The 26263-nt window shown below is 68.7% G+C and carries 24 protein-coding genes; 18 read left to right on the forward strand and 6 right to left on the reverse strand.

Annotation, left to right across the window (positions count from 1 at the left end):
- Positions 1-2: 2 nt before the first annotated feature.
- From N2652_03325 to N2652_03370, 10 genes are all read left to right on the forward strand, one after another.
- Positions 3-794 carry a DUF3450 domain-containing protein gene (locus N2652_03325; GenBank protein MCX7818230.1) on the forward strand — a complete coding sequence of 264 codons (792 nt, stop codon included), beginning with the start codon at positions 3-5 and terminating at the stop codon, positions 792-794.
- Positions 787-2382: a MotA/TolQ/ExbB proton channel family protein gene (locus N2652_03330; protein MCX7818231.1), complete on the forward strand. Its 1596-nt coding sequence runs from the start codon at positions 787-789 to the stop codon at positions 2380-2382. Before N2652_03325 ends, N2652_03330 begins: the two co-directional genes overlap by 8 nt.
- Positions 2379-3050 (forward strand): MotA/TolQ/ExbB proton channel family protein, encoded by a 672-nt coding sequence (locus N2652_03335; GenBank protein ID MCX7818232.1) that lies wholly within the window; start codon positions 2379-2381, stop codon positions 3048-3050. Before N2652_03330 ends, N2652_03335 begins: the two co-directional genes overlap by 4 nt.
- Positions 3047-3460 carry a biopolymer transporter ExbD gene (locus tag N2652_03340; protein ID MCX7818233.1) on the forward strand — a complete coding sequence of 138 codons (414 nt, stop codon included), beginning with the start codon at positions 3047-3049 and terminating at the stop codon, positions 3458-3460. The genes N2652_03335 and N2652_03340 overlap by 4 nt, the downstream gene beginning before the upstream one ends.
- Positions 3457-4146, forward strand: coding sequence for an energy transducer TonB (locus N2652_03345; GenBank protein MCX7818234.1), 690 nt, complete (start codon positions 3457-3459; stop codon positions 4144-4146). Before N2652_03340 ends, N2652_03345 begins: the two co-directional genes overlap by 4 nt.
- Positions 4143-5531 carry a tetratricopeptide repeat protein gene (locus tag N2652_03350; GenBank protein MCX7818235.1) on the forward strand — a complete coding sequence of 463 codons (1389 nt, stop codon included), beginning with the start codon at positions 4143-4145 and terminating at the stop codon, positions 5529-5531. The genes N2652_03345 and N2652_03350 overlap by 4 nt, the downstream gene beginning before the upstream one ends.
- A 44-nt stretch (positions 5532-5575) precedes the next feature.
- Positions 5576-6484 carry a hypothetical protein gene (locus N2652_03355; GenBank protein MCX7818236.1) on the forward strand — a complete coding sequence of 303 codons (909 nt, stop codon included), beginning with the start codon at positions 5576-5578 and terminating at the stop codon, positions 6482-6484.
- Between the two features lie 167 nt (positions 6485-6651).
- Positions 6652-7398, forward strand: coding sequence for a hypothetical protein (locus tag N2652_03360; GenBank protein MCX7818237.1), 747 nt, complete (start codon positions 6652-6654; stop codon positions 7396-7398).
- Between the two features lie 86 nt (positions 7399-7484).
- Positions 7485-8087: a PEP-CTERM sorting domain-containing protein gene (locus tag N2652_03365; protein MCX7818238.1), complete on the forward strand. Its 603-nt coding sequence runs from the start codon at positions 7485-7487 to the stop codon at positions 8085-8087.
- A gap of 260 nt (positions 8088-8347) precedes the next feature.
- Entirely contained in the window at positions 8348-11158 is a 2811-nt protein-coding gene (locus N2652_03370; GenBank protein ID MCX7818239.1) for a tetratricopeptide repeat protein, read from the forward strand.
- On the opposite strand, the gene N2652_03375 is transcribed toward N2652_03370, so the two are convergent.
- From N2652_03375 to N2652_03390, 4 genes are all read right to left on the reverse strand, one after another.
- The gene (locus N2652_03375; protein MCX7818240.1) at positions 11155-12423 is read right to left on the reverse strand and encodes a pyridoxal phosphate-dependent aminotransferase; all 1269 of its coding nucleotides are present in this window, start codon (positions 12421-12423) and stop codon (positions 11155-11157) included. The two genes, N2652_03370 and N2652_03375, sit on opposite strands and share 4 nt — an antisense overlap.
- Entirely contained in the window at positions 12420-13112 is a 693-nt protein-coding gene (locus tag N2652_03380; GenBank protein MCX7818241.1) for an ankyrin repeat domain-containing protein, read from the reverse strand. The genes N2652_03375 and N2652_03380 overlap by 4 nt, the downstream gene beginning before the upstream one ends.
- Before the next feature lie 166 nt (positions 13113-13278).
- A complete protein-coding gene (locus N2652_03385; protein ID MCX7818242.1) occupies positions 13279-14247 on the reverse strand; it encodes a GDP-mannose 4,6-dehydratase in 969 nt (322 codons plus the stop codon).
- Positions 14244-15533 carry a class I SAM-dependent methyltransferase gene (locus N2652_03390; GenBank protein MCX7818243.1) on the reverse strand — a complete coding sequence of 430 codons (1290 nt, stop codon included), beginning with the start codon at positions 15531-15533 and terminating at the stop codon, positions 14244-14246. The genes N2652_03385 and N2652_03390 overlap by 4 nt, the downstream gene beginning before the upstream one ends.
- A gap of 119 nt (positions 15534-15652) precedes the next feature.
- On the opposite strand from N2652_03390, the gene N2652_03395 reads away from it, so the two are divergent.
- Positions 15653-16552 (forward strand): glycosyltransferase family 2 protein, encoded by a 900-nt coding sequence (locus N2652_03395; protein MCX7818244.1) that lies wholly within the window; start codon positions 15653-15655, stop codon positions 16550-16552.
- Here the strand turns inward: N2652_03395 and N2652_03400 are convergent.
- The gene (locus tag N2652_03400) at positions 16549-17547 is read right to left on the reverse strand and encodes a glycosyltransferase (protein MCX7818245.1); all 999 of its coding nucleotides are present in this window, start codon (positions 17545-17547) and stop codon (positions 16549-16551) included. The genes N2652_03395 and N2652_03400 overlap by 4 nt on opposite strands.
- Before the next feature lie 54 nt (positions 17548-17601).
- Positions 17602-19119: a DUF438 domain-containing protein gene (locus tag N2652_03405; GenBank protein MCX7818246.1), complete on the reverse strand. Its 1518-nt coding sequence runs from the start codon at positions 19117-19119 to the stop codon at positions 17602-17604.
- Between the two features lie 59 nt (positions 19120-19178).
- Between N2652_03405 and N2652_03410 the strand changes: the two genes are divergently transcribed.
- The 7 genes from N2652_03410 to N2652_03440 all read left to right on the forward strand — a co-directional run bounded on the left by N2652_03410 (position 19179) and on the right by N2652_03440 (position 26235).
- Positions 19179-20042 (forward strand): SDR family oxidoreductase, encoded by an 864-nt coding sequence (locus tag N2652_03410; GenBank protein ID MCX7818247.1) that lies wholly within the window; start codon positions 19179-19181, stop codon positions 20040-20042.
- 110 nt (positions 20043-20152) lie between these two features.
- Entirely contained in the window at positions 20153-20488 is a 336-nt protein-coding gene (locus tag N2652_03415) for a hypothetical protein (protein MCX7818248.1), read from the forward strand.
- 73 nt (positions 20489-20561) lie between these two features.
- On the forward strand, positions 20562-21146 hold the full coding sequence (locus tag N2652_03420) for a LemA family protein (GenBank protein ID MCX7818249.1): 585 nt from the start codon (positions 20562-20564) through the stop codon (positions 21144-21146).
- Positions 21147-21170: 24 nt separating this feature from the next.
- Positions 21171-23051: a M48 family metallopeptidase gene (locus N2652_03425; GenBank protein MCX7818250.1), complete on the forward strand. Its 1881-nt coding sequence runs from the start codon at positions 21171-21173 to the stop codon at positions 23049-23051.
- Positions 23052-23083: 32 nt separating this feature from the next.
- Positions 23084-24088, forward strand: a complete 1005-nt coding sequence (locus N2652_03430) for a D-2-hydroxyacid dehydrogenase (GenBank protein MCX7818251.1) — start codon at positions 23084-23086, stop codon at positions 24086-24088.
- A gap of 52 nt (positions 24089-24140) precedes the next feature.
- Complete coding sequence (locus N2652_03435) at positions 24141-25436, forward strand: dicarboxylate/amino acid:cation symporter (GenBank protein ID MCX7818252.1); 1296 nt, start codon at positions 24141-24143, stop codon at positions 25434-25436.
- A gap of 34 nt (positions 25437-25470) precedes the next feature.
- Positions 25471-26235 (forward strand): hypothetical protein, encoded by a 765-nt coding sequence (locus tag N2652_03440; GenBank protein ID MCX7818253.1) that lies wholly within the window; start codon positions 25471-25473, stop codon positions 26233-26235.
- Positions 26236-26263: the final 28 nt, after the last annotated feature.

Here is a 26263-nt window from a genome sequence, read left to right on the forward strand (position 1 = left end):
CGATGCGACGGTGGCGGCGATGGCTGGGAGTGGCGGCGGTGCTCGGCATGCCGGCGGCGCCGGTGCCAGCACTGACGGCGGTGACCAACTCGCCCCCCGATGCGGAGGCGGAGGGGCGCGCCGCGATTGAGAAGTGGGTGGAAACGCGGCGTCTGCTCTCGCGGGAGACCCAGGAGTGGCGCGTCGCGCGGGAGATCCTCGAGGGCCGTGCGGAGCTGCTCTCGCGCGAGGTGGAGACGATCGAGGCGCAAATCCGGCAAACCACGAACGAGATCGGCGAGCTGGACGTGAAGCTGGCGGAGTCCCGCGCGCAGCGGGAGCGACTGGTGGCCGCGACGGCGGGGCTGGACGAGAGCATCGCGAGGCTGGAGCGGCGGGTCGTCGGCCTACTGGAGCGCATGCCCGCGCCGCTGCGCGAACGGGTGCAGCCGTTGAGCCAGCGCATTCCGGCACCGGAGGCCGCTTCACCACCGCCGCTGGCGGAGCGCTTCCAGAACGTGATCGGCGTGCTGAACGAGTTGCAGAAGGCGGCGCGAGAGATTCTGGTGACCAGCGAGGTGCGGACGCTCGATGGGGGCGAGCGCATCGAGGTGACGGTGCTCTACATCGGGCTGGCGCAGGCGTACTTCGTGAATCCGGCCGGCACCGTCGCCGGGGTCGGGCGTCCCGGCCCGAAGGGGTGGACCTGGGAACGCGACGACCAGCTGGCGGCGGCGGTGCAGGCGGCGATTGCGGTGTATCGCAATGAGCGGCCGGCGGAGTACGTGCGGCTGCCGGTGGTGATGGATGACTGAGGTGCGTACGGTTTGCGGAGCGATGGGGCGGGCGGTGCGGCTCGGCGTGGCGCTGATGCTGGCGATGCCCGCGTTCGGACAGTTTCCCCCGCTGCGCGAGGCCCGGCCTGGGCGGCAGATACCGGCCGTCCCGAAGCCGGCGAAGTCGCAGCGGCGGCCCACCGCGGCGGTTTCGACCTCCGCCCCGCCGGCGGCGTTGTCTGCGGCAACTTCCGCGGTCGCAAGCACGACGGCGCCCGCAGAGTTGCCGCCCTGGGTTGCCACCGCAAAAGAGCGGCTGGCCGCCGCCGTTGCGGAGCTCGATCAAGCGCGCCGCACGATTGCGGACGAACGACTGGCACTGAGCCGGCGCATCGGAGATCTCGAGCGACGGCTCGCCGAGGTCCGCACGGCCTATGAAGTGGTCCGTCGGCAGTTCGACCATCGTGCGTTGGACCTGAACAACCTGCGCAACGAGATCAAGGGGCGGGAGCAGGAGGCCGCGTATCTCTCCAATCTGTTGGCAGAGTACATCCGCAATTTCGAACCTCGACTGCACATCGCAGAGGTTGCGCGCCACGCGGAAGTGCTGCGCGAGGCGCGGCTGGCCATGGACAACACCACGCTGGAACCGGCGCAGGTCTACCGTCGGCAAATGGCAGTGGTCGAGAGCAGCCTGGAACGGTTGGAACGGCTGGTCGGCGGCTACCGGTTTCGAGGGGCCGCGGCGGCGGCCGACGGCCGTATGGTCGAAGGCGTCTTCGCGGTGTTCGGGCCGATGGTGGTGTTTGCGTCGGAGAATGCCGCGCACGTCGGGCTGGTCGAACAACGGCTCGGCTCGGTGGAGCCTTCGGTCGAGCCGTTCGGCGATCCGGCGCTCGTGGCAGCGGCGGCGGCGCTGGTGCGGGACGGAGGCGGCACACTGCCGTTCGACGCGAGCCTCGGCAACGCGCGGAAGGTGGAGCGCACCCGCGAGACACTTTGGGAGCACATTCAGAAAGGGGGCGCGGTCATGTGGCCGATCCTCGGAGTCGCCGCGGTCGCCGCGATTGTCGCGCTGACGAAGTGGATCACGCTGGCCCGCGTGCGCGTCCCCGATGAGCAGGAGGTGGGCCCCCTGCTGGAAGCGGCGGCCGCGCGGGACGCCGCCGCGGTGATGGAGGTGGCCACCGCCTGGCCGGGGCCGGCGGCGGAGATGATCGAGGCGGGCGCGGCAAACCTGGCGCACGGCCGCGACCTGATCGAGGAGGCGATGTTCGAGCGTGTGCTGCGCGCCCGGTCGCGGTTCCAGCGGGGGCTGCCGATTCTCGCGGTGGCGGCGGCGAGCGCGCCGCTGCTGGGGCTGCTGGGCACTGTGACCGGGATCATCTCGACCTTCAAGCTGCTGACGGTGTTCGGCACTGGCGACGTGAAGATGTTGTCGGCCGGCATTTCGGAGGCACTGATCACCACGGAGTTCGGGTTGTACGTGGCGATTCCCTCACTGCTGTCGCATTCGTTTTTGTCGCGTCGCGCGAAATCGCTGACCGACCGGCTCGAGCGGCTCGCGGTGGCGTTCCTCGCTCAGGTGGAGAAAGGGCGCGGGGTGGTCGAGGAGGTGGCGGCATGAACGGCGCGTTTTGGCAGGAGTTGCTGCCGGAGGCGGCGAACATCTGGCGGAGCGGCGGCTGGGGGATGTTTGCGCTGGCCGCCAACGGCATCGTGCTGTTCGGGGTTGCGACCCGCATGCTGTTGCGGCTGATGGCGGTGGGCCAACTGTCACCGCCCGTGGCGAACACGGTGCGAGGTCGGGAAACCCCGGGCGAACGGCTCGCGCGGGCGGCGGAACGCGAGACCGACGAAGCAGGTGTGATACGGGTGTTTGCGGCGGCGCGGCACGACTTGCTGGCGCCGTTTGAACGGGATCACCGGGTGTTGCAGGTCGCAGTGCGCGCGGCGCCGCTGCTGGGGCTGCTGGGCACCGTGACCGGTATGCTCGCGACCTTTCACGGGCTGGCGACCGGCGGGTCGGCCGAAAAGACGATGACCATCGTCGCCGGCGGCATTTCCGAGGCGCTGATCACCACGGAGACGGGGCTGGTGATGGCGCTGGTGGGTCTGATGTTTGAAAACCTGCTGCTGCGGCGGCAGCAGCGCATTGAGGAAGCGCTGGCGCATCTGGAGACCTTCTGTCTGCAGCGGCATCACCGCGTGATGGCGGTCGCGGCGGTCAATGGGCCGGGCGGCGAGACGGAGCCTTCGGCGGCGATCGCGTGGTCGCAGGGAGCGGGCGCATGAGACGGTTCGGTGCGGCAACGGACGATGCGGGCGAGACGAACATCGACATCTCGCCGCTGATTGATTGCATCTTCATTCTGCTGCTGTTTTTCATCGTCACCACAACGTTTGTAGAGGAGACCGGCGTCGAGGTGGACAAGCCCACCGCGGCCGCCGCGGTGAACCTCGAAAAGAACAGCGTGCTGATCGCCGTCACTGCGCGCGGCGAGGTCGTCTATGGGGGGCGTGACATCGGCGTGGGGGGCGTGCGCTCGGTGGTGCGCCGGCTGATCGAGAAAGAGGACCTGCCGGTGATCATTCAGGTGGACCAGGCGGTGCCGTCCGGCTTGCTGGTGCGAGTGATTGACGAAGCGAAGCTGGCGGGTGCGAAGCGGGTCAATTTGGCGACGCGGCGCGCGGAGGGTGCATGAGTGGCGCACGTCCATCGTGGTGTCGGCGGGCGCTGGGTGCTGTGCTGCGCGCTGTCGGGACGGTGGCGGTTGCGGCCGGTCTCACGTTGGTGGTGTTTCTCGTGTTGCCGCTGATCCAGCGGATTGCGCATCCGCCGGCCGCGGAGATGGAGCTGCGCCCGGTCACGACCGCGGCGCTGCCGCCGCCGCCCGCGCCGCCGCCGCCGGAACCGGAGCCGGAAAAGCCGGAAGAGGAGCCACCTCCGCCCGAGCTGGACGCCCCTGCGCCGCCACCCATGGACCTCGCAGCGCTGGAGATGGCGCTGGACCCTGGCCTGGGGGGGGGCGGTGCGGTGCTGGACATCGGCGCGCGGTTGCTCTCGACGCTCGAACAGCGGGCGAAGGAGGAGGGGGAGGCGGTGTTTTCGGTGGCGGATCTGGATCAGGTGCCGCGTCCGGTACATCAGCCCGCGCCCGAGTATCCGACGGAGCTGAAGCGGAAGCGAATCGAGGGCACGGTGCATGTGGTGTTTCTGGTGGATCCCAGCGGTGCGGTCCAGAACCCGACGGTGGTGCAGTCGGTGCACCCCGCGCTGGATCGTGCGGCGCTACAGTCGGTGCGGAAGTGGCGATTTGATCCTGGCCGGCGCGGTGGGCAACCGGTGGCGTTTCGAATGAAGGTGCCGATCACGTTTGCGCTGCGATGAGACGGACCCTGGTCATGTTGGCGGTGGTGGCGATGGCCGGCGGGATCGCCGCGGATGACGGCGAGCTGCGGATTTTTCGGAGCGCATCATTTCGCCGCGCGATGATCGGCGAGTTCGGCATGCGGACGGAGGTGGAGCCACGTGTGACGGAGGCGGAGCGCGCGGTGCTGGAGAAGGTCGCCGCCGCGATGGGCACGCGAGGGGGGACGGCCGCCGCCCGCCGACTGCTCGAGGGGGCGGTGACGCCCGCCGCGAGTGCGGCGCTGGACTTTGCGCTCGCGCACCTCTGGTTTTTGGACGGAGACCTCGAGCGGGCTGCCGCCGGCTATGGGCGGGCGATCGCGAAGTTTCCGGCGTTTCTGCGCGCGCATAAACAGCTGGGCGTGGTGCATGTGCGGGCGGGGCGGTTTGCCGAGGCGGTGCCGAGACTCGCGCGGGCGATCGAGCTGGGTGGTGGTGACGGGCTGACGTACGGGCTGCTGGGATTTGCGTGCCTGCAGACGGACCGTCTCACCGCGGCGGAAAGCGCCTACCGCATGGCGATTCTGCTGCAGCCGGACGTCCCCGACTGGCGGCTGGGGCTGGCGCGCGTGTTTTTCCGGCAGGGACGGCATGCAGAGGTTGTTGCACTGTGCGACGAACTGATCCGCGCAGAGCCCAACCGACCGGAATACCGCGCACTGCAGGCGGGTGCGTATCTCGGGCTGCGGGAGACCGCGAAGGCGGCAGAGATCTACGAGATGCTCGACCTGGCGGGCCACGCGACGCCGGAGATGCTGCAGACATTGGGGGACGTGCACCTGCGCGACGGCTTTGCGGATCTCGCGGCGGAGGCCTATCTGCGCGCGCTTACGCGCGGAGGCGCCGCGCAGGCGGAGCGGTCGCTGCGTGCGGCGGAGATGCTGGCCGCGCGCGGCGCGCCTGCCGAGGCGCAGCGGGTGGCCGACAGAGTCCGGGAGGTCGCCGGCGACCGGCTGGACGAAGCGATGCGTCTGCGGCTGCTGAAGCTCGCCGCGCGTGCGGCGGCCGCGCAGGGGGAGCCGGCCGCCGAGCAGATCCGGCGGCTCGAGGAGATCGTCGCACTGGATCCGCTCGATGGCGAGACGCTGATCCTGTTGGCGCAGCATCACGCCGCGGCCGGCGACCTGGACCGGGCGGTGCTGCTGTTCGAGCGTGCGGCCGCGATCGAGGCCAGCGAGGCGGAGGCCCGGTTGCGACATGCGCAGTGTCTGGTGCGCGCAGGACGGTACGCGGACGCGCTGCCGCTTCTGAAGCGAGCGCAGGAACTTCGTCCGCGGGACGAGGTCGCGCGGTATCTGGAGCAGGTGGAACGAATGGCCCGACTGCGGCGCGGCGCCGCGGGCGGGTCTAGTGGAGGCCCGTGAACGACCGGCGCGCCGCGCCGGCATGGAAAGGACAAACGAGAACCATGAAGAGCTGGATGCAAACGAATCTCATTTTGGTAGGACTCCTCACACTCGTGGTGGGGGCGAGCGCGCAGGCGGCGCCGTCCGACTCGCCGCCGCCGGCGGATGCGGAGCTCGAGCTCACCCAGGCGGAACCGTGGCGGGTGAGCGTGGAGGGGTTGAGCTATCTGGTCGTCTGGCAGCACGACGCGCTGCAGACGCGTGCCGACTACGAAGAGGACCGTCGGGAGAGTTGGCGCGATGGCGACGTGAACGGCAATGGCTGGGGGCTGCGGCTGGCGGTGGGCCGCGGTGATGGCGCGCTGTCTGCGCGGTTCATCGGCGCCAACTACGACTACGAACGGCGCGAAGCGAACGGCCATCACGAGATCGAAAGCGACCGCAACGATCTGGAGATCCTCTGGAGCCAGCGTGCCGGTGCCGCGGAGCACGCGGAGTGGGGCTGGGAGCTCGGCTACCGTTATCTCGGCATCACGAAGCGTGTCGATCTACGCGAGGGCGGCGACCGATTTCGTGCCTCGGAGAACGTGAACTGGCATTTTCTCGAGGCCGGCTACTTCGGTCGGTGGCGTCCCTTCAAGGGGCCGAACCTTGGCGTGTACGCGCTGGTGCGCGGGATGCTCGGGGAGGCGCGCGGCCTCGCGCGTCAGGGCAGCGACCACAAGTGGGACGGCGACATCAAGGAAAGCTACCGTAACGACTACTCGCTCGCGTACGGCGCGCGCGGAGAGTTCGGCGTGGACTGGATGCTGCGCAACGGCGTGCGCGCCAGCGTCAGCTATCACCGCGAGTGGGCCTACTCGTTCGATTCCACGGAGTCCGGGCTGGTGGTGTTTCCGGACAACTCCGACGCGCTCTTCATCGAGAATGTCTACGCGGTCGTGATCAGCGTCGGTTACATGTTCCAATAAACAGAACCCGCCGGATTCGTAATCAAAAAAATGACGCTATCTGACGTGTGCCACATCAAACGCTAACCGCGTTCGGCGACGGTATCGCGCGTGCGGAGGTCTACACGGTCAGGCCCGCCGGGTCGGCGGGCGATCGGGTGGGCGGCTGCGAGAGGAGACTCGACGACGTGAAAAGAATGCTAGCGATCTGGGTGGCCAGCGGACTGACGGGGGGGATTGCCCACAGTCAGTCGTTCCCCAGCGTGAACTCGGTGGGCGTCGTACCGGTGACGATTCCACCGGCCGGGGCCTCGGTGCTGCTGGGGATCAACCTGCAGCAGTTGAACGGAGCGGGCGCGATCGGCGCGGTGCAGCTCTTTGGTTCGAACCAGCTCGTGCGAGCCAATATGCCACAGTTCGCGACTCAGATTCACATCTGGGATTCCGCGAACCAACAGTTTGTGACGTTGTACCAGCGGCTCGACGGGCGGTACCGGCTGACGACCGGCCAGTTTACCAACTATCCGCTGCGGACGGGTGACGCGGTGTGGCTGCAGTCCCCGTCAACCAGCACCGCACCCCGCACGATCTACCTGGTGGGGGAAGTGCTGGCGGGTCTCGCGGTGCAGCGTCCCATGGTGCCGGGGCTGCGGATGATCGCCAATCCGTTCATGGCCCCCTGGTACCTGAATGGTCCCGGCATGAGCTGGGTGGCCGATGGTGCGAAGCGTGGACTGCCCAGCACGGCGGATCTGATTCTCATCTGGGATGGTAACGTTTACCGCACCTATTACCTGCGGGCGGCGAACTCCAACTGGTGCAATGCGGCAGACAACACCGTGCTCACCACACCCGTGCCCATCGGTCGGGGGTTCTGGTATCACGGCCGCGGCACCAGCTATGTGAGCCGAATCCCCCGCTGGACGGGCAACTAATTGTAAACCTTTGGGTAAGGTGGGACATGCGTCCTGCCCGAGACGTCAAGAACATCGAGAGTAAGCGAACGGAGGAGAAAAACCGCATGAAAAACAACTGCGCGAGACGAGTCGTAACTGGTGTGATGGTGTTCATGGCGGGTGTGGCGACCGCCCAGGGGCCGTGGTCGTTGCAGCTGTTCTGGGGATCGCAGGAATCCGGGCTGAACGCCAACGGGTTGCCTGATGTCTACATGCCCAACGGGCAGCCGGTGCCGCATACGTCCCTCTGGGCCGCACAGATTGTGCTGGCGTCCAACCCCAGCACGGTGTTGTATCAGGCACATCACACGGGCAGCGGAGAGGGCTGGGGGTTCTGGGACTTCCTGTGGGAGGATCTCGGTTTGGACGGAGTCGCGTTCCAGGCTGCGATCATCCCGCCAACGGCCAGCGGAGTCCCCATTATGACCCGGATTTTCAACCATCCGGACCCAGCCCAGGCGACCATGTTCGCGGACGCGGGCGTTACCACTTTCACGTGGGATCCCTATGCGCCCGTACCAACACTTCCGCAGGTGTACGACTTCGGCACCGTGCCGCAGAGCGCGTGGCAGGTGATCCCAGAGCCCGCCTCGGCGGCGCTGATTGTGCTGGGTGCCGGTGGGGCACTGATGGTGCGCCGGTGGCGCTGGCGGCTCGGCCGCGAGTAAGCTTCCGTTAGAAAACGGTTAGGTGCAAAAACCGCGGGCCTGCGCCCGCGGTTTTTGCGTATCCTAAATGCGTGAGTTCAGCGTCTCGCTCCAATCCCGGTCGTTTTCGCGTTGAGCCCCAGCCTCGGCTTCGTTTGCCGCTACCGGTGGCAATGGGGCTCGCAGCGTTCGTCCTGTTTGTGGGAACCATCGCACGGACCCCCATCCCCGGGCCATCTGTGGATTCGATCGTGCGGGGCGCTGGTCTGGACGGTGCACCGATGCTGACGCGTCCCATCTGGGCCGGGCTGCTGCGGGCACTCTCAATGGTGCCCCTCGGCGCGATCTATCAACGGGTCCATGCGCTGTCAGCGTTGCTGGGGGCGGCGGCAGTGGTCATGGTCGTCTGGTTGGGGCGCCGTTGGTTCCCGAAGTGGGTCGGCATGGGGACCGCTGGCTCTGGCAACGAGCGGGAGGCGGTGGCGGGTGCGCTGATCGCGGGGACGGTACTGGCGCTGCAAGGACCGTTTTGGATCTCAGCGACGCGCGCCTCGCCGGAGATGCTGAGCCTTGTGCTCGTGCTGGGCGTGATGGTGCTGACGGAACTGGCGGTGACTCGGCGGCGTCTCGGATGGGGGATCGCGGCCGGTGCGCTGGCGGGCGTCGCCGTCGTGGAATCACCGGTCGGGGCGCTGCACGTGCCGGTGGTGCTGCTGCAAGCCGCCGGCGCGCTGGCGGACGATCTGACGGCGCCAGTGAAGCCGGATCGGCGACGGCCTGTAGTGGCGGTCGCCGGTGCGTTTCTGGCCGGCGCGGTGGTGCCGCTGGCTGCGGTGACGACCGTGCTGGCGGCATCGCCGCTGCGGGATGCCCTTGGCTTGAGAACGGTGGGAGCGCTGTTGCGCGCGTTGGTACGGGCGCATGCGGCGCAGGTGCGGGAATCGTTGCCCCCCCTCGGATGGCTGCTGACCGCTTTGGTGACGGTCGTCCCTGTGGGCGTGGTGTTGTGGGCGGTCTCTTCACCGGTGCGCCGTCGCCGGGTGCGGATGAGTGTGGCGGCGGGAATTCTGACGTGTTGGGGTCTGGCGGTGCTGCTGCATACGCCGTTGGCGCCGTGGCCGACGCTGCCCTCGCCGCTGCCTTCCCCTTTTCCCTCGTTGTGGGTGGCGGTCTGGTTGGGGGCGGGCGTGGCGATGGGAGCGCGAGTGCTGCGCGATACCTTGCTGGCGAAGTTGGCACCGCGCGTTGCGATGGCCGGTGGGCTGGTGTTGGCACTGGCTGGCGCAGTTCGCGCGTTTCCGTACGTCGATGACCGGGCGCTCCGAGCGGCGGGGTGGGTAGGGGAGGGCATTGCGCGCGAATTGGCGCCCGCAGCCTGGGTGGTCAGCGGCGGAGGATGGGACGGAGTCGTGATGGCGGTCGCGCGACAGCGACAGGCTGCTCCCCGATGGGTTCGGCTGGATTTGGCGCGGGAGTCGGAATACCTGGCCCGGCTTTCCGCATACCCGTGGGGAACGCCGCTGGCGAAAGCGATGCTGCCGGTCGGACTGGAGGCCTGGCTGCCGCTGTGGTTCGAGGTGGTCCCTACCGCCCGGACGAACGCGGTGACGTTCGACCTGCCGCACTTCTTCGAGGCCACCGTGGGGGCGGCGGTGCCGGGGCTCTGGATTTATCGCAGCGTGGCGGGCGCGCCGCCGCCGGTTGGCGAGATCGAACGCTGGCGGCGTGATGCGGAACGGTACCGGGCGCTCTGGCAACGTGGTCTCGGGCCCTATCGCGGAGTCGGCGGGATGGCGCTCCGCGAAGCTTCGCGGACGATGAACGATCTTGCGGTGCGGCTGGAGGAGATGGAGCGGCCGGACGTCGCGATGCGCGCGTATCACGCGGCGCTGGCCGCGGATCCGGACAATATCGTTGCGGCGCTGAACCGGGCCCGGCTGGCGCGACGAATGGAGCGGCTGGAGGCCGATCGAACTGAGCAGGAGCTGATGCGGTTGGTGGAAACGTACGCGGGCCGTTTGGACCTGCTGCGCGTCCGGGTGCAGTTCGGGAGGATTCGGGATCCCGCATGGCTATTTGAGCGCAGCCGGCAGCTGGCGAGAGTCGGCCGGCTGGATGAGGCGATCACGGAGCTGGGGCAGGCGATGATCATCGGCGGTACCAACGACCTTGCGGTGGCGGCGGTGGCGCGTCTGCTGGCGGCAAAGGGGCGGTGGGAGGAGGCACGGGCAGCGCTGGATGAGGGTGAACGTCGGTTTCCGAACAGTCGATCGATCGCCACCACCCGCGAGTGGCTCGTCGACCTGCAGGAGGGCGCCGAGAGCGAACGTGGAGGGCCGGATGATCTTGCAAGGGCAGCGATGCACGTGTTGCGCGGCGAGTGGACGGCCGCGGAGTCGGCGCTGCGGTCTCATTTGGAACGCACGCCAGATGATCCGGCGGTGGCGGCGCTGGGCGGATTGGTGGCGCTGAATCGGGGTGACCTCCACAGTGCGCGAACGCTGTCGGAGCGCGCGGTGCGAAGAGACCGACCACGTCCCCCCCTCGCATACCTCACGCTGGCGGCCACCGCGATGGCGGAAAACCGTTGGCTCGACGCGCGCCGAACGCTGGAACAGGCGCTCGGAGAATATCCCAACCTGCTGGCCGCGCGGCGGTTGCTGACGGTCTGGGCGCATCAACAGCGCGACTCCGCGGCGCTGAACACTCATCTGGTGGGCTGGCTGCGGCAGAGCCCGAAGGAACCCACCGCGCTGCAGTTGCTGGCCGACCGCTATGCAGAACTTCGGCAATTCGACCGCGCGGAGGCGGTCCTGCGATTTCTCGCGGAGCGGTACCCTTCCGCCACCCACTTCAACGGTCTGGCATGGACGCTCTGGCGGCAGGGCCGCGCGGACGAGGCGTTGCCGGCCGCGGAGGAAGCGGTGCGACGCGCCCCGACTTACGCGGACGCGTGGGCGAACCTCGCGGCGATCCGCTGGGATTTGGGACGGCGCGACGAAGCGATGGCTGCGCTTGCAGAGGCTGAGCGACTTTCGCCCACGAGCGAAACCGTTCGCGCGCGCGCCGCTCTGCTCCGCGGCGCGAACTAATCCCACGCGTCACGGATCACCGCACCGATGCGTTCGAGACCCCGCCACACCACCTCGTCCGGCTGTGCAAAGCTCACGCGCAGGCACTCGTCACGGTGCGGATCGGTTTGGTCGGCGCCGGCGAAGAAGTGGTGGCCGGACACCACGATCACGCCGCGCTCCTTCAGCCGCCGGTAAAGCTCGCGCGACCCCATGCCGAGTCCCGGCAGCCAGACCCAGAAAAAGAACGCTCCCTCCCGCACGTGCAGCCGCCACGGGCGGTCAGCGGGCCAGTACTCCGCAAGCCAGAGTCGCGCCGTCTCCGCTTTTCGATCATAGAAAGGGCGGAGCTCTCGTCGGCAGAGATCAAAAAGTTCGCCACTGCGCAGCAGCGGCTCCACGAGCGCTGGGCCAAGGTTACCCCCTGCCAGCGCCGCGATCGCGTGCATTTCTGCGACACGGTGTGCCCACCGTTCTCCCGCCACCACGATACCGGTTCGCACGCCGGGCAACCCGAGCTTCGAGAGGCTCAGCAGCCAGATCACCCGTTCATTCCAGAACGGACGGACCTCGCCGGTCACAATGTCCGGGAAAGGTGGACCATAGGCGCCGTCGACGATCAGCGGGATGTCGCGCTCCCCCGCCAGCGCGGCCAGATCGCGCAGCTCCGCATCGGTGATCACGTTGCCGGTGGGATTCGTCGGCCGCGAGAGCAGAATCGCGACCGCGTCTGGCGGCGGCTCGTCTCCGCTGAGGCGATACTTGAACTCTCGCTCTCCCTGCAACTCAATCCTCCGCCGGCTGGCCACGAGCCAGTCACGCCGATGCAGGAGGTCGGCGTACCCGATGTACTCGGGTGTCATCGGCAGCCAGATGCGGCCGCGCCGGCCTGCAAGGAGATGGGCGAGATAGAAGATCGCGCCCTGTCCGCCGTGGGTCAGCGCAACATTCGCGGCGGTGAGGGGCCAGCCGTAGCGCGCGCGCAGCGCCTCCGCGACCGCCTCCCGGAACGCGGGGCTACCCTGCGGCTCCTCGTAGATGCCGAGCAGCCGCTCAAACCGGTCGTCCTCTCGCAACAGCTCCTCCATCCGGCGCCGCCACACGTGTTCTGCCGCCGCGACTCGTGCCGGATTTCCGCCGCCGAGCATCAGCAGAGGGGTCCGACCGCCGAGCGCCGCACCGAGGTCGTCCATCAGCTCGCGGATTCCGCTCGGCCAGCCGGCGGGCTCGCCGGGCTCCGGCAGCTTGGGGTGGTTGGCGCGTTGCGGGGGATCGCGCGGGCTCACGGCGGCGGGCTTGACCGACGGGCGGCGGCCTCCTCCAGCAGACGCACGACCTGTGCGTGACCGTTCTTGCGGGCGAACTCGATGGCGCGGTCCTGGTCTGCGTCGCGAAGCTCCGGATCGGCTCCGCGCTCCAGCAGCAGGCGCACCACCTCTGCCTGGCCTTCCGCGGCCGCGAACATCAGCGCGGTCCAGCGTTCGCCTCGGTCGGCCGCATTCACATCCGCACCGGCATCCAGCAGCAGCCGAACCACATCTGCATGCGGGCCGGTGGCCGCGTACATCAGCGCAGTGCGGCCGATCTCGTCGCGGCGGTTCACATCGGCGCCGTAACCGATCAGTCGCCGGCAGAGCGTGGTGTGCCCATTGAACGCGGCGAGCATCAGCATCGTGCGGCCTTGTTCACCGACCGCGTTCGGATCGAGCAATCCCTCGCGCACCACGCGGTCAATGAGTTCCTCCATGCCGTTCATCGCGGCTTCCGCGTACTCTCGAGGTAGCGTGAGCAGCCCGCGGCCGCGCGCAGCTGGCGCAGACGGCGGCGTCGGGTTCGCGGGCGCAGAGGGCGGCGCCGGCGCCGGGGCGAGGACGGCGGGCGGCTTCGCCGGCGGCGGTGGCGGCGGAGCGGAGCGATCGCGCCGTCCACAGGCACCCATCAAGGCGCCCACGCCGACGAGTGTCGTGATCCCCATGCGAACGAGTGTACCTCTCACCCCGGTCTCCCGATGTCGGTGCGATCGGACATCCGAGCATAGAAACGCGCGGTGCGAACCGCAATGCATAGGTCGCTGAGCTGAGTGGCCGCCCGCCCGCGCTGCAAACCGGCCGGCAAACGCGGGGCCCGCGACCGCCGCACGGTCAGCGCGACAGCGCGCGCCGCCACCATTCGACCGTGCGGCGCAGACCTTCGTCCAGCGAGACACGAGCGCGCCATCCGAGCCGTTCCCGGATTTTCGTCGGGTCGAGCTCGATGAACGGTTGATCCGAGGCGATCGGCCGGGCCGGATAGTCGGGCGGATATTCGCCGAACACAATTCGCCGTGCGGGATAGCCGACCAGTTTCGCGATTCGCAGCGCGAGCTCGCGGTTGGTGACGATCTGGCCGGCCGCCGCATTGAACGCCTCACCGGCGGCTTCCGGATGAGCCATCGCGGCGCGATAGGCGGCCACGTGATCGCTGACGAACATGTAGTCCCGCACGGAGTCCGGCGCGCCGACGTGCACCGGCTGCCGCCGCAGCATGCGCGTGATCAGGTATTCGACGAGGAAGTTCGTCTCGATCTTGCGCCCGTAGGTGTTGACGCACCGCAACACGATCGCGGGCAGGCCGTACACCGGTGTCATCATTCGCAGATAGGTGTCGGTGACTGCCTTCGTGTTCGCGTACGGGCTGGAGGGCTGCAACGGCAGATCTTCGCGCAGCGGCGGAACGGCCTGGATGCCGTAGACCTCGGCGGTGGAGGCGTAGAGCAACAGCCGGCGGGACGGCTCGCGCAGTTCCAACATCGCGTGGGCGAGGTTCAACGTACCGACGATGTTCGCCTGCACGTACGCGAATGGCATTTCAAACGAGTGGCGCACCGGACTCATCGCGGCGAGGTGAATCACCACTTCCGGGTCCGCCTTCCGCAGCGCGCCGAGCACGCCGATGAAATCCGTCAGCTCGCTGGTGATCAGCCGCACGCCGCGCAAAAAGGGCGCGAGGCGGACCGCATCGCGGCTGGTGGAATGGCGCACCAGCCCCCAGACCTCGTGCTCACGGACCAGCGACTGCGCCAGATGGCTGCCGATGAAGCCGGTGACGCCGGTGATCAGCACCCGGCTCATCGGCTCCCGGCCTCCATCGCGGCCAGTTCCGCGGCGCCGACCACGCGCACCTCCGGAATCGCAAAGAGCATGCGCCCACCGCGCCGGAGAAACTCCGCCTCCTGCAGCATGATCTCGCGCTGGAACTGGTACGGCAGCACGAAGAGCAGGTCCGGCGGATCGGCGCGGTACTGCTCGAGCGTGATGCAGCGAATGCCGGTACCGGCGATGTAACGGCCGGCCTTGTCGGGGTTCTTGTCCACCGCCAGCGGGATCAGCTCTGCGGTGATGCCCGCGTACTGCAGCACCACCAGCCCCCGCGTCGAGGCGCCGTAGATCATCACGCGGCGGCCCGCGCGCCGCTCCTCTTCGAGCACTTCGCGGAGCCGGTCCCGGATGCGCTCGATGCGCCGCGCAAATCCGGCCAGTGCGTCGGCCCGCTCCAGCCCGAGCTCCGCTTCCCGCTGGCGGATCGCCATCAGCCGCCGGTCCGCGCCGTCGAACGGGCGCACCGTTGCGCCCCGCCGGCGGATGTAGAGCCGGACGCTGCCGCCGTTCACATCGTTCAACTCGGCGTCCATCACCTCGAGATCGTGCCGGTCGAGCAACCGTTCCATCGCGGCCAGCGAGTAGTATTCAAGGTGTTCGTGCGAGATGTTGTCGAAGGTCGCGTTCTCGATCATCAGACCGAGATAGTTCATCTGCACGATCCAGACGCCGTCCGGAGCCAGACAGGCGACGATGTCGCGCACGAACGTGTTGGGGTCCTCCAGATCGTAGAACATCGCGATGCTCGTGATCGCGCGCGCGGGGCGTCCGCCCGAAAGTTCGAGGAACGGTGCCGCGCGGAAGTAATCGTGCACGATGCGGCCGGCATCGGTTGCGAGCGTCCAAAGGTTGGAGGGCTCGAAGCCGATCGTTTCCAATCCTTGGACCGCGTACTGACGCAGCAGGGTGCCGTCGTTGCAGCCGATGTCGATGACCAGGTCGCCGCTCTTCAGCGCGGCGACACGCTCGGCCGCCCGCGCGACGTCGCGCAGCGCGGCGACCATCGTGGTGCTGATGCCGGAGCGGTACCAGTAACGTCGATAGAGGAGGTCGTGATCGAGCGTGTGCCGCAACTGGACGAGCGCGCAGCCGCCGCGCGCGGGGTCGCAGAACACCAGCTCGAGTGGCGCCCGCACCGCCGGTTCGGCCGGCGAATCGAGGAACGCGACCGCGTACTGCTCGCCGAGCGAGAGCAGCGGCACGAGGTCGCCACGCCCGCAGACACGGCAGTGAGTGTGTTCAACGATCGCGCTCTTCACGAAGGACTCCCCGCGGCGCGGGCCATCCGAATACTCGATCGGCGGAGCGGACGCAAGCCGCCCGGTGCTCCTCGCGACGGCATTCGGCAAGGGGGCGCGACTGCGGTACAACATCGGGCGTGAGACCGTATCTGACGATCTGCATCCCGACCTATCATCGTGCGCGGTTTCTGCGCGAGATGCTCGGCACGATCGCGCGACAGTTGCGGGAGGGCGGCTGGGACGCCGCGACCGTCGCCGTCGCGGTGTCCGACAACGGGTCGCCGGACGAGACGCCGCAGGTGATTGCGGAGGCCCGGCAGGGGGGGGTGCCGGTCGAGTCGGTCCGCCAGCCGCGCAATCTGGGCATCAATCCAAACCTCTGCGCAGCGCTGGAGATGGCACGGGGGCGCTTCGCCTGGCTGCTCGGCGACGATGAGCTGCTGCAGCCCGGCGCGATCAGGACGGTGTTGGACTGGCTGCGTCGCCATGATCCGGGCCTGCTGCTGTTGTTCGACGCGCGCTACCCGCGGGCGCTGCCACGCCCGGCGGTCTATTCGGACTACCGCAGTTTCGCGGCCGACTGCGTGCGGCGGGATCCGGCGGCGCTGACCGAGCACACGCTGCTGTCGAGCAACGTTGTGCGGGTGGACTGCTATGACGCCGCGTTTGCGCGCGCGTCGCTCGAGACGGACTTTCCGCACATGTTTGGGATGATTCGCGGTCTGCGGCGCACCGGGGCGCCGGTGGTGGTGCCGGACGCGCCGGTGATCATGACGCGGGAGGACCGGCCGCCGCCACCGGACGGGCGCTGGGTGCCGATCGATCGCAAATGGCGGGATTATCTGAGCTGGTTGCGCGCGGAACTCGAGCTGCCGGAGATTGATCCGCTGGCGCCGACGCGGCTGGCGCGCCGCGCGATGCTCGGCTCGATCGCGCGGGATCCGTGGCGGTTTGTGCGCCAGCACTGGCGTTCAGCGTTTCGCGCTTCCGCGTGGCGGTTTCTCTGGGACCGTCTGCGCCTGGGGCGTGACCGCTAGCGGGGCGAGGGTGGCGAGTGCAGCGCCTGGCTCAGGCGGGCGCGGCGCTCGCGGTCCACCGCGTACCGCGCGCGAAGTAGGCCGATCGCGTTCCCGGCGGTGGAGACCAGCCCCGCCGGCGCGTGGAGCAGCCAGTCCGGATCGCGGGCGAGCAGCGCGCGGATCAATCCTTCGACCGCGGGGCCGACCACCGTCGAGAAATACAGCAGCGCGGCGAGTTTGCGGAGCACACCGCCCGCGTCCCAGGTGGCGGGCGCCTCTTCGCGGCGTAGCGACCGGATGATCATTGCGCGTTGGCGCTTGCGGAAGTAGTCCGACCACGTCGTCACGTAGTGGTGCCAGATGCCGCAGCCGCGGATCTTGATCAGAGTGCGCACACCGCGGCGCATCAGCTCCGGGAAGAACACCGCCTCGTGGTAGGGCCGGTCGGCGGGCAGCGCGGCCAGCCGCTCGCGCGGGAAGATGAAGCCGTTGGCGCCGGTCGGGTAGGCGCCGTCGGCGGGCAACTCGAACACCTCGACATCGCCCGGTTCCACCGCGCGCCGCCGCAGCCGGCCGGCGAGGAATCGGGCGTAGGGGTCGCTGATCTGGAGGCAGGAGGTCAGATAGCGATTCAGCCGGCTGTGGCATGGACATTTGAGATAGTACGACTCGAACCCCAGCGCCTCGGGGTGACGCTCCAGCGCGGCGAGCGCCCGGCCGAGCCAGTCGGTGCCGACGATTTCGTTGTCCGCGTCGAGCAGCGCGATGTGGCGGCCGCGCGCCGCCGCCATGGCCCGACGCTTCGCAGCCTCGGCGAGCTCGCCACGGGCGTCGAGAACCGTGGCGCCGTAGGCGCGCGCGATCTCGACGGTGCGGTCGCGCGAGCCGCCGTCCGGCACGAGAATTTCCACGCGAGCCGGGTCGAACGCCTGCCGGCGCACCGAGGCGAGACAGCCGGACAGCAGCGCTTCCGCGTTCAGAGTCGGAATGACGAAGGAGACGTCGATCTGCACGCTGCGCAGCGTAGGCGACGGGGGTGTGGCGGACAAGCGGTCCGGTCGCTTCGGTCAACCGGGCGGCGAGCGGGCTGCGCCACGATCCCACTGCAGCAGCCGCCGTTCGCCTTCCAGCGCGCGGATGCCGGTGACGTCCTGGGCCACTTCGATGCAACCGCGGTAACCGCCGGCCGCGTCGCGGACCGCAAAGTATCGGATGTGAAGGAACCGCCCCTGGCGGTTCTGCATCCAGAACTCGGCGACGTCGCGCCGGCCGGCCCGGAACTCGTCGAGGATTTCCTGCACCATGGGCAGGCTCTTCGGTGGATGGCAGTTCTGTACTTTGCGGCCAATCACAGCGGGCGAACGGGGGAACACACGGTGGGGTGTTTCGTTGTAGAAGCGGACCTCGTCATGCTCGTCCACGAACGAGATTTCCACGGGCAGGTGGCGGAAGATCAGGTTGATTTGCTCGAGCGAGAGGCGGCCCACATCGAGCGGAAGACCCTCCGAAACAGGGGGCGGCGGTTCCTGGGACACATCGCCCGGCCGCTCCGCGGCGGACGGCCAGAGGGCGGCGGGGGGCGTCCAACCGTAGCCGAGGGTATCTTCGCCGCGGCGGAGCTCCGCCCACTCGTCCGGTGTGAGCGTCGCCAGCGCCAGCGGAAACAGAATCTTTTCCTCTTTGTACACCATCTCGGCGAGCGCGCGGGCGGCCGCGGGCGCGTCGGCCGCCCAGCCGGCACGATCGCCCCGTTCGAGAGCGGTGCGGAGCGATTTCAGCGCGGATCGGATTTCGTCGTGGACCGCCCACATCACCTGGGAGGGGCCGGTGATGCCATGGCGTTCCAGCAGTGGAAACCACTGGTTTTCCTTTCGACGGTAGTGCAGCTCGATGCGGTCAAACTCCGCGGCGAGCGCATGTGCGCGCGCGGCAAACGCGTCCTCGGTGAGGTCCGCAGCGAAGCGGCCCAGTTCCGCCAGGTCGGCGGCGATCTGTTCGATGCGGCGGTTCTCCGCCGCGGCGGTGTGGATCGGATGGCCCGGCGGCGCTTCGACCGCGGCATGCCGGTCGAGCGCGGCGCGCAACGCGCCGACGTGCAGATCGCACAGACGCTGAATCTCCGCCACCGGCAGCCCCTCGCGGATGAGCTGCTGCTCCAGCTCGGCGATCTCCTGCGCAGAGACGTCGCCGAGCTCCGCGGCGAACCGCGCGCGGGCGCGCTCGAGATCGCCGCCTTCGTGCAGCGAACGGATGATCGCCCGCAACGTTTGCAGCCGCTGCTCCCGTGGGTCCGCGGAGGCGCTGGCGCCCGGCGGTCGCGGAGTGCTCGCGATCGCGGCGGAGAGCGTGCGCAGCAAATCTTCGAGCGGGAGACCGCCCAGTTCGGCGACTCTGCGCAGCGTCGCGGTGCGGGCCAGCGTGGCGCGAGCAACCGGATTGCGAAGCACGCCGAACCTTGGACTGAGGGCGGTGAGCGTGTCGAGCAGCTCGGGGTGATGGCGGAGGAGCTCGTGGACGGTGGTGTCCGGGGTGATCGTCATGCTGGAACGGTCGGCGCGGACGGGGGGGTTGTCAACCCTGCCCATGGTTTGAAACGCGGTTGTGCTGAAGTATGGTACGGCCCGGCGGCACGGAGGTTTCCGCGATGATCGAACCGGGCAAAACATATGTGGTGATGGGCCTGCTGGACGCCGACTCGATCGCGTGGGTGATCGGGCGGCGTCTGCGCGACCTCGGGGGCCGCGTCATCTTCACGGTGCAGAACGAGCGGATGAAGAACATCTTTCTGGACCGCAGCGACCGCCGGCTGCCACCGGATGAGCTGGAGACGCTGGACATCCGCTTCTGCGATGTGACGGACGACTCGCAGATCGCCCGGCTGTTCGGGCAGACGGGTCCGGTCGCCGGCGTGGTGCATTCGATCGCCTACGCGAATCCGCGGACGTGTCTCGGTGAGGAGTTTCACACCGACGCGATCGAGGACATCCGCCAGTCGTACCACATCAGTTGCATCTCGTTCGCGCGGGTCGCCCGGCACGCAAGCGCGGTGATGGGGGACGGTGGCTCGCTGGTCACGCTGACGTTCGACACGTCCCGTGTGTATCCCTATTACAACTGGATGGGAGTGCACAAGGCGGCGCTGGAGGCGCTGGTGCGCGCGCTCGCGCGGCGGCACGGGCGCGATCTGATCCGGGTGAACGCGATCTCGGCGGGGCCGCTCCACAGTCGTGCGGCGTCGAAGATCCCCGGCTTCAACCGGCTGCATCGGATCTGGCGCAGCGTGAGCCCGCTGCCCTGGGATGTGGAGGCGGACAAGGTGGAAGTCGCGAACATGGCCGCGTTTCTACTGGGGCCGTACTCGCGCAAAGTGACCGGGCAGGTGATCCATGTGGATGGGGGCGCTTCGGTGGTGGGCGGTGCGCTGATGCCGTGGGAACAGTGGCAGTACGCGACGGCGCTGTCGGACGATCCCCATGAGGACCACGAGGGGCCGGTGCTCCGTCTGTAGTCGCGCCGGTCGGGCTCATTGCCAGAGGCCGCATCGCGGCTCTGCGCCGGGCGTGGATCTTGCGGGGAGGCGCTGGGAAGCAGTACCGTAACGGCGGGAGGGTCGCAAGGATGAAGCGGGTGAGCCTCGCGTTCGTGCTGGCCGCGCTGGTGGGCGTGGCGAGGGCGCAGCCGACGATGTCGCCACCGGCGGAACCTTCTCCACCGGCTCAGGGGCGGCCGGGCGGTCCATTGACATTCGCACAGCTGGATCTGAACGGGGACGGGGGCGTCGTCTGGGATGAGTTCCTTCGTGCACACGCCCGTGCAGCAGGACGGCCGGAGGACAAGGCCGCCGCGATTCCTGCGAAGGAAATGACCCGATTGCGGCGGATCTTCCGCGAGGCGGACAACGATCGGAGCGGCATTCTGACGCAGAAAGAGTGGGACGAGTACCCGCGAAAATAGGCGGGCGCGCACCCGGTGGGATGGCCGGTCGGCCGTCCGGCGTGCTTCGCAAAAAAAGGACGGAGCCAACGTGATGACGGGATGGATCTTGCTCGGCGTGGTGGTGGTGCTGGTGTTCGCGGCGGTTGGCATCTACAACCGGCTTGTCGCGCTGCGCAACCGGTACCGGAACGCGTTCTCGCAGATCGAGGTTCAGCTGAAGCGCCGCTACGACCTGATCCCCAATCTCGTGGAGAGCGTGAAGGGTTATCTCGCACACGAGCGGCAGACGCTGGAGGCGGTGATCGCGGCGCGCAATGCGGCGTGGACGGCGGGCCAGGCTGCCGCCGCACATCCCGGCGAGGCGGGCGCGATGCGCGGTCTGAGCGGTGCGGAGACGGCGCTCACCGGCGCATTGGGTCGATTGATGGTGCTGGTGGAACAGTACCCCAACCTGAAGGCGGACCAGCGGATGGCGCAGCTGATGGAGGAACTGACCTCCACCGAGAACAAGGTCGCATTTGCGCGCCAGGCGTACAACGACGCGGTGATGGCCTACAACACCGCCCGCGAGACGTTCCCGGCGGTGCTGCTGGCGGGTGCGCTCGGATTTCAGCCGGCCGCGCTCTTTGAGGTCGCGGCGCCGGCGGAACGCGAGGCGCCGAAGGTACAGTTCTGATTCGGGCGTCGCTGCGCCCGCACGATGACCCGGCCCGCTTCGATGGATTTCTTCGGTCTGCAAGAGCAGGCGCGCCGTCGCACCGCGCTGCTGCTGGTGCTCTATGTGCTGGCGGTGCTGGGGATGATCGTTGCGGTGTACGGGGTGGTTCGGGCGGTGCTCGTGGAGGTCCGGGGGACGTTCGAGATCGCGCGGTGGTGGCAGCCGGGCCTGTTTCTGGCGGTGGCCGGAGGGGTGCTGGCGATCGTTGCGGCTGGCAGCGCGGCGAAATCGGCCGAGCTGGCGACGACGGGCGGTGCCGGCGTCGCGGAGCGCTTGGGAGGGCGTCGGCTGGTGCCCAACACCGGCGACCTCGCCGAGCGGCGGCTGTTGAACGTGGTGGAGGAGATGGCGCTGGCCGCGGGGTTGCCGGTGCCGCGGGTGTATGTGCTGGACCAAGAACGGGCCATCAATGCGTTTGCGGCAGGCTTCAGCCCGCGCGACGCGGTGATCGGCGTCACGCGCGGCGCGCTCGACGCGCTGACGCGGGATGAGCTGCAAGGAGTGATTGGGCACGAGTTCAGCCACATTCTGTACGGCGACATGCGGCTGAACCTGAGGCTGATCGGTGTGCTGCACGGCATTCTGCTGCTGTCGCTGCTCGGCCAGGGGATGCTGCGCGCGCTGCGCCAGATACGGTGGACGAGCGGCCGACGCCGAGGTCAGGGGGGCGGTGCGGCGCTGTTGATGATGCTTGTGCTCGGCGTGACACTCTGGGTGGTGGGGTGGATCGGCGCCGCGCTCGCGTCCCTGATCCGGGCAGCGGTCGCCCGGCAGCGCGAGTTCCTCGCCGACGCCGCCTCTGCACAGTTCACCCGGAACCCCTCCGGATTGGCGGGCGCCCTGAAGAAAATCGCCGGTTGGAGTCACGGTGGCCGGATCACCGTGCCTTCCGCGCCGGAGGCGGCGCATCTGTTTTTTGTGGACGCGCTGGGGTTTTGTCTTGACCGATTGCTCGCCAGTCATCCCCCGCTCGCCGAGCGCATTCGCCGGCTCGAGCCGGGGGGCAGGGCGGGGAGGGCCGCGCAAACATGGCCGGAATGGCCGGCGACGGCGATGGACAGCGGTGCGGCCGCGCTGGTCGCCGCCGCGGGTACGGTGACGCCGGCCGCGCTCGATTGGGCGCGGGCGTTGCGGCAGGAGATTCCGCCGGCGCTTCTGGAGGCGGCGCACGAGCCCGAGGGCGCGCGCGCCATCGTGTACGGGTTGCTTCTGCGTGAGGGCGCAGAGAGCCGCGCTGTCATCGTAGATGTGCCGGCAATCGAGCGCCTCCAACGGCTTGCGCCGCTGCTCGCGGAGCTGCGCCCGGCAGCGCGGCTGCCGCTGATCGAGATGGCGATGCCCGCGCTCCGGCAGATGAGCGCGGGGGAATACAGACAATTCCGCGAGCGGATGCTCCAACTCATCCAGGCTGACGAGCGGGTCAATCTTTTCGAGTACGCGCTGATCCGGATGATCGAGCGGCACCTGGATCCCGTGTTCGGGCGGATGGACACCGCGCCGCAGCGGCATCGCCGTTTGGATGCGCTCGAGGCGGAGGCCAAAACGGTGCTGGCCGCGCTGGCACGCTGGGGCGCGCGTGACGAGGAGACGATCGTTCGCGCCTGGCACCGTGCGCTGCAGCGGCTGGGACGGCCAGCAGAGGGTAGGCCGCCGGAGGTGTCACTGGACGACGTTCACCACGCGCTGCAGCGCCTGCGGACCACCGCTCCCTCGGTGCGCCGCGTGCTGCTCGATGCCTGTGCGGTGAGTGTCGCGGAGGATGAGCGGCTCGATCCGATCGAGGCCGACCTGCTGCGCGCGATCGCCGACGCGCTCGATTGTCCGCTGCCGCCCTTGAGCGTCGTTGGAGTGGCGTCGGATTGACGGGTGGGGCACGTGCCGGGATCATCGCGGGCGTGAACATCGTGGTCTTTGACGCGGCGCTGTGGAATCCCGAACCGTTGCCGTGGACGGAGTTGCAGGCGATGGGGGAGGTGCGGCCGCTGGGCACGCTCTCGAAGGACGAGATCGGTCGGCTCGCGGCGGATGCGGAGGCGGTTTTCACTTGGCGGACGGTGCTGAACCGGGAGGCGATTCGCGCGATGCCGCGCCTGCGGTACATCGGGGTGGTGGATCCGGATGGCTCGGCGCGGGTGAACTTGGACGCCGCGACGAAACGGGGGATCACGGTGTGTCGGGTGCCGCTGCCGACGGCGGTGTCCGTTGCGGAACATGTGTTTGCGGTCATGCTGGAACTGGCGCGCGGCGTCGGTCGCCACATGCATGCGGTGTATGGCGGCGCATGGACGAGATCGGGGCGGCCGTGTTGGTGGCAGTTCCCGTTGCAGCGACTGGCGGGGCGCACGGTGGGTCTGATTGGCGCGACGGTGGCGGCGGGAGAAGTTGTACGGCGCGCGCGGGCGTTCGACATGCGTGTGCTCGTGGTGCCGGTGCCGGGCGGTGAGTCGCCCGTGCCGGCGGAGGCGGAAGCGACGGATCTGGGCCGGGTGTTGGGGGAAAGCGATGTGGTCGTCGTGCTGGCGCCGTCGATGCCGGAAACTGCGGGGCTACTGAATGCGGCGCGGCTCGCCGGGATGAAACCTGGGTCGTGGCTGATCCACGTGGGTGGGCCGGGGGTGGTGGACGAGGCCGCGCTCGCGGAGGCGTTGCGCCAGGGAGTGGCGCCGGCCGTTGCCGTGCTGGACCGTCTCGGCTTGGAGCCGCCACCGCCGGACCACCCGCTGTTGCGTGTGCGGAACTGTCGGATCACGCCGCATCAGGCCTGGGCGGCGGTGGCGGCTCGCGCGGAGTTCATTGCAGCGGCGGCCCGGAACCTTCGGGCGTGGTTGGAGGGGCATCCCGAAGGGTTGCTCGCCGCGGGCGATCGGATCGGACCTGGAACGCGGGAGTCGGGAGCATGAAGGCGGAGCATCGCCGCCGCAAGGTTCTCAATGGCCGAAAGGTGGTCCGCCCGTGAGGTCGCCCGCCTCCACTCGCCGGATCCTGATGGGCATGGCATGGGGGGCGGCGACCGGTCTGCTGCTCCATGCGGTTCGCGCGCGTTGGCCCGCGATCGCGCCGGCAATGGACCGCCATGTGATCGGGGGTATGTTCGATGCGGTGGGGAGATTGTTCCTGTCCGCGATCCAACTGCTGGTGGTGCCGCTGGCGTTGGTGTCGCTCTCGGTCGGCATGGCCGGAGCCGGTTCCGTGCGCCGGCTAGGTCGAATCGGCGCGCGGGTGATGGGATTGTACGTGGGCACCACCGCGGTGGCGGTCAGCCTGGCCCTTCTCCTCGCGCACGTTGTGGGGCCGGGCCGAGGCGCATCGCGGCCGGCTGCGGTCACGGCCGGCCAGCCGGGCAGTGCACCCTCCGCTTGGGAGATGTTGGGCGGGCTGGTCCCGCCGAACCCCGTTCGCGCGATGGCGGAGGGGAACATGCTGCAGGTGATCGTGCTTGCGCTGCTCGTGGGCGCGGCGCTGGTGCAGATGGGGACGCGTTCCGGCCGGCTGCGCGAGCGGCTGGAAGATTGGAACGACCTGCTGCTGGCGATGGTGGGCCTGGTGATGCGTGCGGCGCCGGTCGGCGTGTTCGCGCTGATCGCCCGTGTGCTGGCCGCCCAAGGGCCGGCGGTCGCCGGTCGGCTGCTTGCCTACATGGGAACGCTGCTCGCCGCGCTGGCGTTGCATGTTGCGATCGTCTACGGGACGTTGATTCGAGGGCTGGCGAAGCTGCCGTTCGGACTGTTTCTGCGCCGGTTCCGCGAAGCGCTGCTGGTTGCGTTCAGCACGTCCAGCAGCAACGCAACGCTGCCGGTCACGCTCGACGTGCTGCAAAACCGCGTGGGCGTGTCGAGATCCATCGCCGCGTTCGCGGTGCCGCTCGGTGCGACGATCAACATGGATGGCACGGCGATCATGCAAGGCGTCGCGACGGTGTTCATCGCGCAGGTCTACGGCGTTCCGCTGGGGTGGAACGCGGCGGTGCAGATCGTGGCGGTGGCGACGCTGGCCTCGATCGGGACGGCCGGCGTCCCCGGTGTCGGTCTCGTGATGCTGGCGATGGTGCTCCGCCAGGTCGGATTGCCGCTGGAGGGAATCGGGTTGGTGCTGGGCGTTGACCGGCTGCTGGACATGGCGCGGACCGCAGTGAACGTGCTGGGCGACGGTGTCGTCGCGACGGTGGTCGCGCGGCTCGAAAATGAACTGGATGAATCAGTGTTGCGAGGTGGGGCTCGTACCGAGCCGCCACCGACGATGGACCGTTGAGCCCGCCGCCGAACGGTGCTAGAGTGGGAATGGCATGAATCCGGCTGTTGTGCTCGGACTGCTGCTGGGGTTCACATTGACCGCGCGCGCGGCGTCCGCACCGAACGTTTCATTCGATCGCTACCAGGTGATTCTTGATCGCCAGCCGTTCGGTGTGCCGCTGCAGACCACTGCGACCGAGACCTCGGCGGCACCGGCGCTGGTCGTTGGACCGGGCGGAGAAGCGCTGGGCCTGCGCGCCTGCAGTCTGGTGATGATCGAAGGGGAGGGGCCGCGCGCGGGGCTTGTCGAGGTGAAGGGCGGCAAAAGTTACATGTTGTCGCCGGGCGAGACGATCGACGGGATCCGGCTCGTGTCAGTGGACATGAATGAGGAGCAGATTGTGATCCAGCGGGGCACGGAGATGGCGGTGCTGAAGCTGAAAGAAGCCAGTCCGACTGAACGCCGCACCTCCGTTGCCGGCGGTTCGCTGAGTCGACCCGGGCTCACACGCACGCTGACGATCGGGAACGTGCCGTCCTCGTCCGCCGCGCCGTCGCCCCCGGTGGTGCCTCCGCCGGCGCCGCCACGACTGCAGGGCGAAGAGCTTCAGCGGCATCTCCAGCAGTACCAGATGGAAGTGATCCGCAAGGGGTTGCCGCCACTGCCGATCCCGCTGACGCCGGAGATGGACCGCCAGCTGGTCCAAGAGGGAGTGCTGCCACCGCAGGAACCGGTGGTGATTCAGCAGGGCGGTGCCCAGATCATCATCGCCCCCCAGCCCGCGGTGCCCGCGGCCAATGCGCCGGTCACTCAGTAGCGGCTTTCCGCGTCGTGAGGCGCGGCGA

Source organism: Kiritimatiellia bacterium, assembly GCA_026417735.1.
In the GTDB taxonomy this organism is placed as follows: Bacteria; Verrucomicrobiota; Kiritimatiellia; order PWTM01; family PWTM01; genus CAACVY01.

What these genes read in the sequence shown, in the direction of transcription:
- N2652_03325 (MCX7818230.1), top strand. Translation starts at nt 3, where the DNA reads ATGCGACGGTGGCGGCGATGGCTGGGAGTGGCGGCGGTGCTCGGCATG.
- N2652_03330 (MCX7818231.1), top strand. Translation starts at nt 787, where the DNA reads ATGACTGAGGTGCGTACGGTTTGCGGAGCGATGGGGCGGGCGGTGCGG.
- N2652_03335 (MCX7818232.1), top strand. Translation starts at nt 2,379, where the DNA reads ATGAACGGCGCGTTTTGGCAGGAGTTGCTGCCGGAGGCGGCGAACATC.
- N2652_03340 (MCX7818233.1), top strand. Translation starts at nt 3,047, where the DNA reads ATGAGACGGTTCGGTGCGGCAACGGACGATGCGGGCGAGACGAACATC.
- N2652_03345 (MCX7818234.1), top strand. Translation starts at nt 3,457, where the DNA reads ATGAGTGGCGCACGTCCATCGTGGTGTCGGCGGGCGCTGGGTGCTGTG.
- N2652_03350 (MCX7818235.1), top strand. Translation starts at nt 4,143, where the DNA reads ATGAGACGGACCCTGGTCATGTTGGCGGTGGTGGCGATGGCCGGCGGG.
- N2652_03355 (MCX7818236.1), top strand. Translation starts at nt 5,576, where the DNA reads ATGAAGAGCTGGATGCAAACGAATCTCATTTTGGTAGGACTCCTCACA.
- N2652_03365 (MCX7818238.1), top strand. Translation starts at nt 7,485, where the DNA reads ATGAAAAACAACTGCGCGAGACGAGTCGTAACTGGTGTGATGGTGTTC.
- N2652_03370 (MCX7818239.1), top strand. Translation starts at nt 8,348, where the DNA reads ATGCTGACGCGTCCCATCTGGGCCGGGCTGCTGCGGGCACTCTCAATG.
- N2652_03380 (MCX7818241.1), bottom strand. Translation starts at nt 13,112, where the DNA reads ATGGGGATCACGACACTCGTCGGCGTGGGCGCCTTGATGGGTGCCTGT.
- N2652_03385 (MCX7818242.1), bottom strand. Translation starts at nt 14,247, where the DNA reads ATGAGCCGGGTGCTGATCACCGGCGTCACCGGCTTCATCGGCAGCCAT.
- N2652_03405 (MCX7818246.1), bottom strand. Translation starts at nt 19,119, where the DNA reads ATGGGCAGGGTTGACAACCCCCCCGTCCGCGCCGACCGTTCCAGCATG.
- N2652_03410 (MCX7818247.1), top strand. Translation starts at nt 19,179, where the DNA reads ATGATCGAACCGGGCAAAACATATGTGGTGATGGGCCTGCTGGACGCC.
- N2652_03415 (MCX7818248.1), top strand. Translation starts at nt 20,153, where the DNA reads ATGAAGCGGGTGAGCCTCGCGTTCGTGCTGGCCGCGCTGGTGGGCGTG.
- N2652_03420 (MCX7818249.1), top strand. Translation starts at nt 20,562, where the DNA reads ATGACGGGATGGATCTTGCTCGGCGTGGTGGTGGTGCTGGTGTTCGCG.
- N2652_03425 (MCX7818250.1), top strand. Translation starts at nt 21,171, where the DNA reads ATGACCCGGCCCGCTTCGATGGATTTCTTCGGTCTGCAAGAGCAGGCG.
- N2652_03440 (MCX7818253.1), top strand. Translation starts at nt 25,471, where the DNA reads ATGAATCCGGCTGTTGTGCTCGGACTGCTGCTGGGGTTCACATTGACC.